This window comes from Novosphingobium sp. PASSN1, assembly GCF_002278815.1.
This window is the reverse complement of record NZ_NKIS01000006.1, coordinates 188185-200686: the sequence shown is the minus strand read 5'-3', so window position 1 is coordinate 200686 and position 12502 is coordinate 188185. Positions and strand designations below refer to the sequence as shown.

Annotated in this window: 13 protein-coding genes; 11 read left to right on the top strand and 2 right to left on the bottom strand. The window is 64.9% G+C overall.

Annotated elements, in window-relative coordinates; genetic code table 11:
* Positions 1-165: 165 nt before the first annotated feature.
* The 8 genes from CFE35_RS12045 (at position 166) to CFE35_RS12010 (ending at position 8131) form a co-directional block, all read left to right on the top strand.
* Positions 166-1275, top strand: coding sequence for an acyltransferase (locus CFE35_RS12045; RefSeq protein WP_292930843.1), 1110 nt, complete (start codon positions 166-168; stop codon positions 1273-1275).
* Between the two features lie 289 nt (positions 1276-1564).
* Positions 1565-2161 carry a hypothetical protein gene (locus CFE35_RS12040; protein ID WP_292930842.1) on the top strand — a complete coding sequence of 199 codons (597 nt, stop codon included), beginning with the start codon at positions 1565-1567 and terminating at the stop codon, positions 2159-2161.
* 129 nt (positions 2162-2290) lie between these two features.
* On the top strand, positions 2291-2653 hold the full coding sequence (locus CFE35_RS12035; RefSeq protein WP_292930841.1) for a hypothetical protein: 363 nt from the start codon (positions 2291-2293) through the stop codon (positions 2651-2653).
* 10 nt (positions 2654-2663) lie between these two features.
* Positions 2664-2876, top strand: a complete 213-nt coding sequence (locus CFE35_RS12030) for a hypothetical protein (RefSeq protein ID WP_292930840.1) — start codon at positions 2664-2666, stop codon at positions 2874-2876.
* On the top strand, positions 2873-3709 hold the full coding sequence (locus CFE35_RS12025) for an SDR family NAD(P)-dependent oxidoreductase (RefSeq protein WP_292930839.1): 837 nt from the start codon (positions 2873-2875) through the stop codon (positions 3707-3709). The genes CFE35_RS12030 and CFE35_RS12025 overlap by 4 nt, the downstream gene beginning before the upstream one ends.
* A 233-nt stretch (positions 3710-3942) precedes the next feature.
* Entirely contained in the window at positions 3943-6285 is a 2343-nt protein-coding gene (locus CFE35_RS12020) for a TonB-dependent receptor (protein ID WP_292930838.1), read from the top strand.
* Positions 6286-6427: 142 nt separating this feature from the next.
* Positions 6428-6937, top strand: coding sequence for a hypothetical protein (locus CFE35_RS12015; protein WP_292930837.1), 510 nt, complete (start codon positions 6428-6430; stop codon positions 6935-6937).
* A gap of 432 nt (positions 6938-7369) precedes the next feature.
* Positions 7370-8131: an SDR family oxidoreductase gene (locus CFE35_RS12010; RefSeq protein ID WP_292930836.1), complete on the top strand. Its 762-nt coding sequence runs from the start codon at positions 7370-7372 to the stop codon at positions 8129-8131.
* A 91-nt stretch (positions 8132-8222) separates the two neighbouring features.
* Here the strand turns inward: CFE35_RS12010 and CFE35_RS12005 are convergent, their stop codons facing one another.
* Together CFE35_RS12005 and CFE35_RS12000 are read right to left on the bottom strand one after the other, a co-directional pair.
* Entirely contained in the window at positions 8223-9197 is a 975-nt protein-coding gene (locus CFE35_RS12005; RefSeq protein ID WP_292930835.1) for a nucleoside hydrolase, read from the bottom strand.
* Between the two features lie 27 nt (positions 9198-9224).
* A complete protein-coding gene (locus CFE35_RS12000; protein ID WP_292930834.1) occupies positions 9225-9881 on the bottom strand; it encodes an alpha/beta hydrolase in 657 nt (218 codons plus the stop codon).
* A gap of 134 nt (positions 9882-10015) precedes the next feature.
* Here CFE35_RS12000 and CFE35_RS11995 point away from each other — a divergent pair, with 134 nt between their 5' ends.
* Genes CFE35_RS11995 through CFE35_RS11985 form a run of 3 tightly spaced genes read left to right on the top strand, consistent with a single transcriptional unit; the run spans position 10016 to position 12476 of the window.
* Entirely contained in the window at positions 10016-11035 is a 1020-nt protein-coding gene (locus tag CFE35_RS11995) for an aminotransferase class V-fold PLP-dependent enzyme (RefSeq protein ID WP_292930833.1), read from the top strand.
* Positions 11032-12141 carry a cysteine desulfurase family protein gene (locus CFE35_RS11990; protein WP_292930832.1) on the top strand — a complete coding sequence of 370 codons (1110 nt, stop codon included), beginning with the start codon at positions 11032-11034 and terminating at the stop codon, positions 12139-12141. The genes CFE35_RS11995 and CFE35_RS11990 overlap by 4 nt, the downstream gene beginning before the upstream one ends.
* Before the next feature lie 2 nt (positions 12142-12143).
* On the top strand, positions 12144-12476 hold the full coding sequence (locus CFE35_RS11985) for a 2Fe-2S iron-sulfur cluster-binding protein (protein ID WP_292930831.1): 333 nt from the start codon (positions 12144-12146) through the stop codon (positions 12474-12476).
* The last annotated feature ends 26 nt before the right edge of the window (positions 12477-12502 follow it).

Here is a 12502-nt window from a genome sequence, read left to right as displayed (position 1 = left end):
CCCCCGCCGCCGCCAACTGTCAAAGCCGCGCCGCACCCCGGAGCGATGGCGACGGAGGGGGGGGCGAGCCGGCCCCGCCGCAAGAATAGTTCGGAAATGGAGCAACCGGCCGTGGACTCGCCTGCGCTTTGCCCGCCTTCCTCGCCGCCGAAGGAGTGTGGGGTGATGAGCACCGGGCCGAATGTGGGCCATGATCGCTATCGGCTGCTGGACGAGCTGCGCGGGCTGGCCGCCGTGGCCGTTGTGGTGTTCCACATCGCCACGCGCGGCGGCGGCCCGGCGGTGATGCCCAATGGCTTTCTTGCGGTCGATTTCTTCTTCATGCTCAGCGGCTTCGTGATTGCCGAAGCTTATGAAACCCGCCTTGTGCGCGGCATGGGCTTTGCGGGTTTCGCGCGGCGCAGGCTGATCCGCATGGCCCCGGCGGCCATGCTCGGAACGCTCGTCGGCGGCGCTTATCTCGTCGCGCGGGCGTTCGCTGCCCCCGCCCGGTCCGATCCACTGCCCGAAGTGCTCGGCGCCAATCTGCTCAATCTGCTGATCCTGCCCAAGCTGTGGCACGCGCGTGCCACCGGGTGGGAACTGTTTCCGGCCAATGGGCCGCTGTGGTCGCTGTTCTTTGAAATCGCTGTCAATCTTGCGTGGGCAGCGCTGCTGGCCGGGCGCAGCACGCGGCTGCTCGCGGCGCTCGTCGCGGGCAGCGCCGCGGTGCTGGTGCTGCTCGGCTTGCGCTTCGGTACGCTCCATCTCGGGTGGGAAGTCATGTCGCTGGCAGGCGGCGCAGCGCGTGTCGGGTTCGGCTTCGGCGTGGGCCTGCTGATCCATCGCAGCCGCGGATTTCTGCCGCGCATGGGGCAGGGCGGGGGCATGGTGGCAGTGGCCGCGCTGCTCTATTTCCTGTTTCTGCCCCTGCCCGCGCTGGGCTGGCAGCTGGCCGTCGTGCTGGTCTGCATGCCCGGCGTCCTGCTGCTCGCGGTCGCATCCGGCAATGCGGCGGTGGTTCCGGCGGGCGCTTTTCTCGCCCGCCTGTCCTATCCGCTATATGCCACGCACCTGCCCCTGATCGCGCTTTGCGCAGGCGCGCTCAAGTTTGCCAGTTTGGGCGGGGCAGGCGGCCACTGGGCGTCGCTGCTGCTGGTGCTCCCGCTCATCGCGGCCGCGTGGGCGGCGCTGGTGTGGTGGGATGAACCACTCCGCGCCTGGCTTACGCAGCACGCAGCGGCGCGGCGCAATGCGCCGCCACCTCCACCGCGTGCGCAATTGCTTCGGAACTGAACCTGTTTCCGCGCGGCAGGCCGTGCCTTGCGCGCTATGCCATCTTGTGTCGCCAAGCGCGGGGCTCTGACCCCCAAACGCGCAATTCTCTTCGATGATCTGCCCTCTCCGAATCTTCGGTTCCGATCACTGGATCCGTTCATGGTCACTACCGACTCGGTTAGCACGTATAGATGGGCAAATTCATTTTGTGCTATGCACAATATGGAATTAACCAACGGCAATATCAGGTATTAATTCCGTATCTGAGTAGAACTCTCGGTATGGCCGATAATATTGGAGATTTGACATGGCGACGATAATCGGAACAAAAAGCAGCGAGATCATCAACGGAACTTCAGGTGATGACACCATTACCGGTGGCGGTGGTAAGGATGTTATCGACGGCGGCGCCGGGAATGACATGATCTACGGCAGCGGGGGCAAGGATTTCCTCTACGGCGGCGAGGGCAATGATGTGCTCAAGGGCGGCGGCGGGCAGGATTCGCTCACCGGCGGCACTGGCGCGGATCAGTTCGTGTTCCGCTCGGCCGAAGGGTTCGCCCCGCTCAGCTTTGCCGGCGGCCATGGCGTCGCACAAGTGTGGCAGTGGGCCATCGTCACCGATCTCACGTTCGCTGATGGCGATAACGTGCGCATCACCGGGTTCGATGATATCTTCGGCGGGCTTGGCATGGCGCGCCGCGGCACGGGGTCCTTCTTCATCGATGGGCAGGAAGACATCAACGCGATGGTCAACTTCCTCAATGCCAACCCCACCAAGGGCAGCTACTACGAAATCTTCGGTGGCCAGAACGATGGCATCACGTTCCTGCTCAATGATGCGGCAGGCAACACGCAGGCGCTCACGCTCAATGGCATTCACCCTGATCTCCTGATGGTCTGATCGCGGCGTTCGTGGCACGGTTTGCGCATCGGCGCACCGTGCCACGGCCCATATCGGGCTTTTATAAGGGATGCCTTCCCTTCGAGCTTCGGCTAAGCTCGCGCCATCGCATCCACAGGAGCCCGGCGCATGAGCATTTTTGATCAGATCCTCGGCCAGATCAGCAGCAACGTCGATATCAAGAACCTTGCCGAAAAGGTCGGGATCGATCCCACCATGGTCGAATCCGCTATTGCCGGTCTCGCCGCAGGCCACGCCGCGCCGACTGACACGGTCGAAACCGCCGCGGCCAACACCGGCATCGATGCGGGCATTCTCCAGCAGATCGTCGGCCATATCGGCGGCGAAGGTTCGCTCGGCAATTTCGCCTCGATGCTCAGCCAGCACCCCGATGCCGCCAACATGCTTGGCGGCCTGCTCGGTGGCGGGAAGGACGGCGAAAACCCGCTCGGCAATCTCGGCGGCCTCGCCTCCGGCCTGTTCAAGTCCTGAAGCTGGTGCCGTGACTGACGCGGCCCTTTCGCTTGCCATGCTCACCGCGCTCGCACTCGTTGCGGGCGCGGTGTTCCTGTGGCGCAAGGGTGAACGCCAGCGCCCCGCGCTGATGGCAATCCTTGCCGCCGTGATGATCACCAACGTGGTGATCTGGTCCCTCCCCACTACAGACGGCCAGACCCTCACGGCGGCCGCGCCTCCCCACGAAAGCCAACCATGACCAACCACGTTGCGGGCAAATCCATCGTCATCACCGGCGCAGGCGGCGGCTTCGGCCGCCTCGTTGCGCACAAGGCCGCCGCGCTCGGCGCTGCGATTACCTGCGGCGATATCGACATTGCCGCCGCGCAGGCCACGGTAGACGCCGTCACCAGCGCAGGCGGCGCCGCGATCGCGGTGGAAACGGACGTGCGCAGCCTCTCGGCAGTCAAGGCGCTCGTCGCCGCGGCCGTCGCCGCGCATGGCGGCATCGATGTGATGATCAACAACGCGGGCATCATGCCGCTGGCGTTTTTTTCCGATCACGAAGCGGCCTATGATGCCTGGGAACGCTGCATCGATATCAACATCAAGGGCGTGCTCAATGGCATGGTCGCCGCCTACGATCCGATGATTGCCGCCGGGCACGGGCAGATCGTCAACTTGTCCTCGATCTACGGCAATTTCCCGGTGATCGGCGCGGCAGTCTATGGCGCGTCGAAGTCCGCCGTGAACTTCCTTTCGGAATCGCTGCGCGTCGAAAGCCGGGGCAAGATCAAGGTGACGACGATCAAGCCGACCGGGGTTCCCGCCACTGGCCTTGGCGGCTCGGTCGTCAATCAGGCCGCCAGCATCGGCATCCTTGCGCACAACACGCCCGATTTCATGGACATGGTCGGCCAGATGGGCGCGGGTACCTTCCCGGCGGAGCGGCTCAACCCCGATGCGATGGACTACGCCAGCCTCGCGCCCGAGCATATCGCCGATGCGATCATCCACGCGATCAACCAGCCGTTGGGCGTCTCGATCTCCGAAATGACCGTGCGCGCGGCGGGCGATCACTTCGTCCTCTGAACAGGTAACCCTCGGAAGAGGGTGGCTTCAATACCAGCCAAGCACTGATCCTGCAGTCAGCGCCAATCGGCAGTCAGCCGGGCCATGCCGCCAGTCGCGGCGGGCGCGGCGCGGTCCAATGCAGACTAATTAAATACGCAGTGGTCGGTTTCCCGCTCCAAGTTCACCTTCTCCCCACAGGCAGCAGTGCAGTAAAGCTATGCCTTATAACAATATAAAGGGGGAGAACTGGCATGAATGGCACGTTGAGCGCCGCGAAGGCGCGCCTTGTCAAAGTCCTGATGATCGGGGGCGCCTTCTTGCCTGCCGCCGCAATGGCGCAGGCTGAGCCGCAGGCCACCGGCGCCACCACCAGCGAAACCGAAGCCGGCGCGATCGACAACATTGTGGTCACCGCCCGCTTCCGCAACGAAAAGCTGCAGGATACGCCGCTGTCCGTCAGCGCGCTCAATGCGAACATCATCCAGAATTCCGTCCTGCTCGATGTGCAGAACATCCAGAAGTTCCTGCCCAACGTGCAGCTCTCGCGTGTCTCGTTCGCGGGCAACGCGCTGTCCGCCTCGATCCGCGGGGTCAGCTTCGCCGATCTTGAAAAGACCTTCGATCCCGCCATCGGCATCTCGATCGACGGCGTGTTCCTTGGCACCAACACCGGCGCCAACGTCGATTTCTTCGATCTCGAATCCGTCGAAGTGCTGCGCGGTCCGCAGGGTACGCTTTATGGTCGCAACACCATCGGCGGCACCATTTCGATGCGCCGCACCAAGCCCACGGGCGAACTCGGCGCCGCGCTCCATGGCCGCTATGGCAGCTACGGCACGTATGATCTCGATGCGGTGGTGAACCTGCCCAAGATCGGCGATTTCGCCTCGATCAAGCTGTTCGGCCTGCTCCGCAAGAGCGACAGCTTCACGCGCAACCGCTATACCGGCGAGCGCGAGAAGGGCCGCGATTTCTGGAACGTCGGCGGCTCGATGCTGCTCGATCTTGGCCCCGATACCACCGCGCTGCTCTCGGTCGATTACCAGAAGGACCGCTCGGGTTATCCGTCCACGATCAACCTCACCCAGGCCAGCGGTCTGCCTTTCGGTGCGGGCGGCAATATCTGCGATTTCACGCAGGCGATCTTCGCAGCGGTTCCGCCGCTCAAGGAGCTCGGCTGCGCGTCCGAAGGTTATCTCAAGCAGGCCAAGGAAAACTACACCCTCGCCAACAGCACGATCCCCTTCCGCAGCTTCATCGACGGGGTGAATGCCAGCCTCGAAATCAATGCCAAGCTCGGCAATTTCAAGCTCACCGCGATCACCGGCTACCGCGATACCAACGATTCGCTGCTGGAGGAAAACACCGGCACGCCGCCGATCCCGGTTGCGCCCGGCGTGGCGCTGCCGCTGTTCGTCGCCGCGCGCGATCAGTCGTACAAGCAGTTCAGCCAGGAAGTGCGCATCGCCGGCAACCTGACGGACAACATCGATATCGTCGCCGGTGCTTATTACCTGCACACCGATTACTTTATCAAACCATACCCCTACAACGGGAAGCGCGCCGCGCAGGCCTATATCCTCAATGGCCCGGTGCAGAATTTCACCGCCGGGCAAAAGCTTGATTCAATTGCGATCTTTGCCGAATCCATCTTCAAGCTGGGCCACAATGTCCGCCTCACTGTGGGCGGGCGCTACACGTGGGAAACCAAGGACTTCAACATCGATTTCACCGTGCCGGGCAAGTTCAGCGCGGCGGCGAAAAAGACCTTCAGCGATCCCACGGGCCGCGTGATCCTCGATTGGAAGCCGAACCCCGATACGATGCTCTATGCTAGCTGGTCGCGCGGCTTCCGCTCCGGCGGGTTCAATGGCCGCGCCACTTCGGCAACTTCGATCGGGCCTTACAACCCCGAAAAGGTCGACAGCTACGAGGCTGGCATCAAGAGCGACCTGTTCGGGGGCAAGTTGCGCGTCAATCCCACGGCGTTCTGGGTGAACTACAACAACAAGCAGGAAGACATCATCCGCGCCGCCGGGGCCGGCACCGAAACCATCGTCGAAAATGCCGCCTCCGCCCGCATCTGGGGCCTCGAACTCGAACTGCAGGCGCGGCCCACGCCCGATCTCACGTTGCGCGCCTCGGGCGGCTACCTCAACGGCAAGTACAAGTCGTTCCTGATCCCGGATCTGGCCAATCCCGGCAAGTTCATCGACGTTTCGGCCCAGCGCAACTTCCGCCGCGCACCCAAGGTCTCGTTCAACGCGGGCCTTGATTACGGGTTGCAGGTCAGCGATGCCAACCGTGTCACGTTCACCATCGATTATGCCTTCATCGATGATCTCACCACCTCGCCGCTCGCCGATACGACCGGCGCGCGGCGCGATGTGATCCCCGCTTACGGCACGCTCGATGCCAGCGTGGCGCTGCTCCACGAAGGCAGCGCGATCAAGAACCTGCGCATCTCGGCCTATGCGCGCGATCTGCTCAACAAGGGCGGCCGCCTCTCTAACGTGCTCGATGCCGGGCTGTTCTACTTCGGCGTCGTGTCACCGCGCCAGCAGTTCGGGATCGAAGCGACGATCAAGTTCTGAGCCGGGGCAGGAGCCTCTCCCTTTCGCAAGGAGAGGCTCCTGACACCTCGCCGGATGACGCTGCCTTCCGGATGTGGTTTATTCCCCAGAGCATCGCCGCATTCCGCATCGCAGCGGAAGGGCAGGGCCAACAAGGGGGATGATGACCATGCTGCAGGAACGGCGCCGCGCGCTGCTGGTGTTCAACGGGATCGGGCTGATCGCCACGGCGCTGGTGGCGGGGTGGATCTATTTCTTCTTCCTGCTGGGGGCCATCGATCTCTGGCCGATCATCACCGACGTGCCAGTGCAGATCGGCGGTGATCGCCGCGCGTGGAACATGGCGCACCTCGAAGGCCTGACCAACGGCACCCTCCTCATCGCCATCGGCGCAGGCGGGAACTACATCCGTCTGGGCGAGCGGGCGCAGGCGTGGCTGTTCTGGTCGTCGCTCACCTTCGGCTGGCTGTTTACCCTGCCCGCCATCGCCAACGCGGTGTTCGGCACGCGCGGCCTCGAATTCGGTGGCGGCCCCTTTCCGGGCAACGTGACGATCAACAACGTGATTTTCCTGTTCGGCTGGCCGCCGATCACCGCCGTGCACATCGCCGTTGGTTTGGCGCTGTGGGGGTGCTGGCAGCATTTCCGGCATCTGGGGGAGGGGCTAGGTTGACACGGTCTAAAGAGATAACTGGCGGGCCGGAGCTGGGCTGCCTTTCCTCCTGATACCAAACAACAAATGCCTGTTGCCTGCCTGAGCAAGCTAAGGCTGCTGGCAGCGGTGAGTTGGAAAGTGGTTTGTGGTCGGTGGGAATCTGGGGGTTATTGCACATTTTGCCGTACGCCAACCGTACCCCCCTCGTCTGTATGGCACTTGCCCGCCGGAGGCTCTCCTCACCGGGATAGCTGCTCCGGCCCTTTGCCCCTCCACCACCCGCTGCGCGGGAGGTCCCCCTCCCCATTTGTGCGTGCCGCCAAAATGGGGAGGACCTTTCAGGCTTGGCAATTCCCTCCACACAGGCCACCCCTGCCCAAATCGGGAGTGGCCGCAAGGGCGCGCCGTTCTCATGGTCGCAGCACGCATCACACACGAAAGGAACGCGCAATGGATCTCGGGCTCAAGGACAGGAAGGCCATTCTGGTTGGCGCCAATGGCGGGATCGGGCGGCAGGTGGCGCTCGCGCTGGCGGCAGAGGGTTGCCACGTCGCGGTCTGCGGACGCACGCAGGTCAAGGTCGACAAGATCGTGGGCGAGCTCGCGCCGAGCGGGGTCACGGTCTATTCCGAGGCGCTCAACGTGACGGACGTCGAAGCGGTTCCGGCGTTCGTTGACCGCGCGGCCGAAGCGCTGGGCGGCTGCGACATCTTCATCAGCTTCACCTCGGCCAATCTGGGCGAAGACAGCGATGCGGGGTGGGATGCAGTGATGCAGGCCGATATTCTCCCCATGCGGCGCGGGATCGCGGCTGCGAAGCCCCACTTGCTCAAGTCCGATGCCGGCTCGATCATCTGCATGAGCTCGACCGGCGCGGTCGAGGAATTCATGGGCGTGCAGCCCTACAATGCGCTCAAGGCAGCGGTGATGGTCTATTCGTCGGATCTGTCGCAGGCACTGGCGCCGCAGGGCGTGCGCGTGAACTGCATCACGCCGGGCCCGATCATGACCGAGGACGGTCCGTGGGCCTACATCAAGGAAAAGATGACGCCGTTCTACGAAAGCACGCTGGCCCAGATTCCGATGGGCCGGATGGCAACCGGCGAGGAGCTGGCGCGGGCCATCGTGTTCGTCGCCTCGCCGACGTGCAAGGCGATGACGGGCGCGAACCTCGTCGTCGATGGCGGCTACACCAAGCGCGTGCAGTTCTGATCTGAAAACCCCCTCTCCCGCAAAGGGGAGGGGGTTTTCCCATCTCAGCGGATCGGGCCGTCCGGAGCAAGGCGCATCCGTCTGGCTGGCTTCAGATTTCGCCTTTGGCGTGCAGGCGCATCAGGGCGAGGAAATCGGCAAAGGTCAGCCGCGCATCCAGCGTTTCGTAGACGCGCATGGTCCTGCCGGGGATGGCGGCGCCATAGCTGCCATCCGCCTTGATGCGCCGCGCCGCGCGATCGGCAAAAGTGCTGCTTTCCGATGTGATCGCGGTGATCATCACTGTCGGGCTATCGCCCATCGGCCAGCTGCCGCCCAGATCGACGAATGCCGGGGGTGAGGTAAACTTGTCATAAATCCAGGCGGCAAAGGGCGAGATCGGGCGCAACTGATCGGCCAGTTCGGCCACGGAGGCCTGCATCTGGCGGTAGGCCGGCTGGGGCACTTGCCACAGCGGAACCCGCGATTGCTCGATCACGGTCCGCGCGGCCGGAAGGTCAGTCGCCAGATTGTATTCCCAGCCGCCTTTGGGATAAGCGCCGCCGCCGATCCAGATCACGGTCATGCGCCGCGCAATGGCGGGTTCCATCCGCAGCGCTGCGGCTAGATTGGTGAGCGGACCGCCGCAGGTAAAAAACAAGGGCAAAGGATCATCGCGCATCGCTTCGGCCGCAATGGCGCGGGCAGCCGCACTGGGTTCGGCAGGGCTGCTGCCCAGCGCTTCGGATCCGGCGATCACCGGCGGGGCAGGGCTGATGCCCGCCCGTGCGATCAGTTCCAGCGCAACATCGCGCCCTGCTGCTGCGCTTCCTTGCGGAAAGGCCGAGCCGAGCAATTTGGGATCAAGCGCCGAACTTGTGACAAGGACGGTTCTGGTCTTCGTGGTGAGCAACTGGTGCGCGAGCGCCACGAGGCCATCGGGATCGCCCGCGAAGTCGTTGTCCACAATAACCCTCGCCGAAGGGCACTGCGGAATCGCCCGGTAGCTGGCGGCAGCGGCGCGTCCGCCCAAGGTCAACGCGGCTGCCGCACTGGCGCCCAGGATCACGCTGCGGCGCGTGGGCATGTCAGCCTCCTGTTCGGATCGGGAAGGTCAGCGGATCGGGCAATCCGGCGAGAGGCGCATGTCGAGATAGTTGTCCACCGCGCGCATCATGTCGTCGAGCTCGTTCTCGAAGAAGTGGTTGGCGCGCGGGATCTCGTCGTGGTGGATGGTGATGTGCTTCTGCGTGCGCAGCTTGTCGACCAGCTTCTGCACCGCATTCGGCGTCACCACCGTATCGGCTGCGCCCTGCACGATGATGCCGCTGGCGGGGCAGGGGGCGAGGAAGCTGAAATCATACATGTTGGCGGGCGGCGCGACCGAGATGAAGCCCCGGATTTCCGGGCGGCGCATCAGCAGCTGCATGCCGATCAGCGCGCCGAACGAATAGCCCGCGATCCACGTGGTGCTGGCTTCGGGGTGGATAGACTGCACCCAATCGAGCGCAGCGGCAGCGTCTGACAGTTCGCCGATGCCGTTGTCAAAAGAGCCCTGGCTGCGGCCCACGCCGCGAAAGTTGAAGCGCAGCGTGGCAAAGCCGCGCGCAACGAACGTCTTGTACATCGCCTGCGTGATGCGATCGTTCATCGTGCCGCCTGCTTGCGGGTGCGGATGGAGGATCATGGCGACCGGCGCGCGCGGGCGCGAGGCGGGCTGGAAGCGGCCTTCGAGGCGACCATCGGGACCGGGAAAGATGACTGCGGGCATGGACTGTCCTGATTTACCAAGCCCTGTCGTGGGGGCCATGGGGCCGCGCGGCACGCCGGGGCTGGGAAAAGCGAGAAGCCGCTATATAGAAACGGTTGCCTCAAAAGCAATCATTCCCGCCAGAGCGAACATTCATGCCGCCGATCTACCTCGACCATGCCGCCACGACGCCGCTGCTCCCCACCGCGCGCGAGGCCATGCTCGAAGGCTTCGCGCTCTGGGCCAATCCCTCCAGCCCGCACAAGGTAGGCCGCGCGGCGCGGGCAGCGCTGGAAGATGCGCGCGCGCGGGTCAAGGCAGCGCTGGGGTGGACGGGCGAGGTGGTGTTTACCTCTGGGGCGAGCGAGGCGCTGGCACTGGCGATAACGCGCTGCGCCGTGCCGCTCGCGGCGGTTTGCGCGGTCGAGCACGAGGCGGTGCTGCGCTGGGCGGGTGATGCCGTTCGCCTGCCGGTCGATGGTGCGGGGCAGGTGATGGCAGAGGGTACGCTCAATGGCCTCGTCGCCGTGCAGCACGTCAACAACGAAACCGGCGTGATCCAGCCGCTTGCTGATATGACCGCGCAAGTGCGGGCAGCGGGGGGCATGCTGCTGGCCGATTGCGCGCAAGGTGCGGGTAAGATCGCGCTCCCGGCGGCAGACCTGATTGCGATCAGCGCACACAAGTTCGGCGGCCCCATCGGCGTGGGCGCGCTGCTGGTGCGCGATTGGGCATTGCTCAGGCCCACTGGCGGGCAGGAACGCGGCTATCGCGGCGGCACGGAAAACCTGCCAGGCGCGATGGCCATGGCCGCCGCGCTGGAGGCGGGGTTCGGCTGGCTGGAGCACGCCGCACGCCTGCGGCAGCGGCTCGATGAGGGTGTTGTTGCGGCGGGCGGCGAAGTGGTCGCGGCTGACGCCCTGCGCCTTCCCACCATCGCCGGATACCGCATGCCGGGCCGCTCCGCCACGGCGCAGCTGATCCGCTTCGATGGCATGGGTATCGCTGTCTCCGCGGGCAGCGCCTGTTCGTCAGGCTCGCTCAAGGCCAGCCCCGTGCTCACCGCGATGGGCTATCCCCATGCGGGTGAAGTGATCCGCGTTTCGATCGGGCGGGAAACGACGCAAGGCGAGATCGATGCTTTCCTTAGCGCGTGGCGGGAGATCGCGGGATGATCTATCTGGATTATCAGGCGACGACACCGCTCGCCCCCGAAGCGCGCGAGGCGATGCTTCGCTGGCTGGGCGATGATGGCTTTGCCAATCCGCACAGCCCCCACCGTCCGGGCCGCGCAGCGGCGGCGGCGGTCGAGGTGGCGCGCGAGCAAGTCGCCGCGCTCCTGCCGCCCGGTGGCCGCGTGATCTTCACCTCGGGCGCGACTGAGGCGCTCAATCTTGCCATTCTAGGCAGCGGCGCGAAGCGGCTGGCGGTGTCGGCCATCGAACACGCCGCCGTGCTCGATACGGCGCGCTTTGCCGATCCGGCCTGCGCGGTGCTGCCTGTGGGGCTGGATGGACTGGTCGCGGGGGATGCGGCGATCCCTGAAGGCACTGGCCTCGTCGCGGTGATGCAAGTCAACAACGAGATCGGTACCATCCAGTCGGTCGAGACGCTGGCGGACGCGGCGCACGCTGCTGGCGCGCTGTTTTTGTGCGATGCGGTGCAAGGCGCGGGCAAACTCGCCCCGCCCGCGAATGCCGATATGATCGCGATATCGGCGCACAAGCTGCACGGCCCCAAGGGCATCGGTGCCTTGTGGGTGCGCGATGGTATCCAGCTCGCCCCGCAAATGCACGGCGGCGGGCAGGAGCAGGGCCTGCGCTCGGGCACGCTTTCCCCCGCGCTCTGCGCCGGGTTCGGCGCGGCGGCCGCCCTGTGCACAAGTCTGCGGGAAAGCGATGGACAACATGTCGAAGACCTGTGGCAATTGGCCCGCGCGCTTTTCGCCGACTGGACGCTGAACGGCAGCGCCGATCACCGCTGGCGCGGCAATCTCAACATCCGCCGCGATGGCCTCGATGTTGCCAGACTGATGTCGGATTGCCGCACGCTCGCCTTTTCCGCCGGTTCCGCCTGCGCAAGCGGCTCGGGCCGCCCCAGCCATGTCTTGCGCGCGCTCGGACTTTCAGACAGGGATGCAAAAACCGCGATCCGGATCGGCTTCGGACGCTATACCAGGGCAGAGGATCTTGAACGGGCCGCCGCCGCAATCAATGCGGCTGCGAACGAACAAGGCGCGCTATGCGCGCCGGGTGCGCAAGCTGCGCAGGGAGCGACGTAGCCATGGTCAAGGTCACTTTCATCACCGCGCAGGATCAGCGCATTGCGGCCGAAGCTGCTCCCGGCACGCGCCTGCTTGAAGTGGGCCAGAACGCGGGCCTGCCGCTCGAAGGCACGTGCGAGGGGCAGATGGCCTGCTCCACCTGCCATGTCGTGGTGGCGGCGGAGTGGTTCGCGCAGCTGGCTGCCGCGAGCGACGACGAGGAAGACATGCTCGATCTCGCCGCCGGGGTCACGCGCACCAGCCGCCTCGCCTGCCAGATCGTGCTGACTGACGCGCTGGATGGGCTGACCGTGCATGTGCCCGAAGAAGCGCGGGATATGCAGGGGCGCTGAGCCGCGCTAGGGGAATACCCGTATGG

Bases quoted from the DNA above. Each gene is read 5' to 3' on its own strand.
- CFE35_RS12045 (WP_292930843.1), top strand. From the start codon at position 166: ATGAGCACCGGGCCGAATGTGGGCCATGATCGCTATCGGCTGCTGGAC.
- CFE35_RS12040 (WP_292930842.1), top strand. From the start codon at position 1,565: ATGGCGACGATAATCGGAACAAAAAGCAGCGAGATCATCAACGGAACT.
- CFE35_RS12035 (WP_292930841.1), top strand. From the start codon at position 2,291: ATGAGCATTTTTGATCAGATCCTCGGCCAGATCAGCAGCAACGTCGAT.
- CFE35_RS12025 (WP_292930839.1), top strand. From the start codon at position 2,873: ATGACCAACCACGTTGCGGGCAAATCCATCGTCATCACCGGCGCAGGC.
- CFE35_RS12020 (WP_292930838.1), top strand. From the start codon at position 3,943: ATGAATGGCACGTTGAGCGCCGCGAAGGCGCGCCTTGTCAAAGTCCTG.
- CFE35_RS12015 (WP_292930837.1), top strand. From the start codon at position 6,428: ATGACCATGCTGCAGGAACGGCGCCGCGCGCTGCTGGTGTTCAACGGG.
- CFE35_RS12010 (WP_292930836.1), top strand. From the start codon at position 7,370: ATGGATCTCGGGCTCAAGGACAGGAAGGCCATTCTGGTTGGCGCCAAT.
- CFE35_RS12005 (WP_292930835.1), bottom strand. From the start codon at position 9,197: ATGCCCACGCGCCGCAGCGTGATCCTGGGCGCCAGTGCGGCAGCCGCG.
- CFE35_RS12000 (WP_292930834.1), bottom strand. From the start codon at position 9,881: ATGCCCGCAGTCATCTTTCCCGGTCCCGATGGTCGCCTCGAAGGCCGC.
- CFE35_RS11995 (WP_292930833.1), top strand. From the start codon at position 10,016: ATGCCGCCGATCTACCTCGACCATGCCGCCACGACGCCGCTGCTCCCC.
- CFE35_RS11990 (WP_292930832.1), top strand. From the start codon at position 11,032: ATGATCTATCTGGATTATCAGGCGACGACACCGCTCGCCCCCGAAGCG.
- CFE35_RS11985 (WP_292930831.1), top strand. From the start codon at position 12,144: ATGGTCAAGGTCACTTTCATCACCGCGCAGGATCAGCGCATTGCGGCC.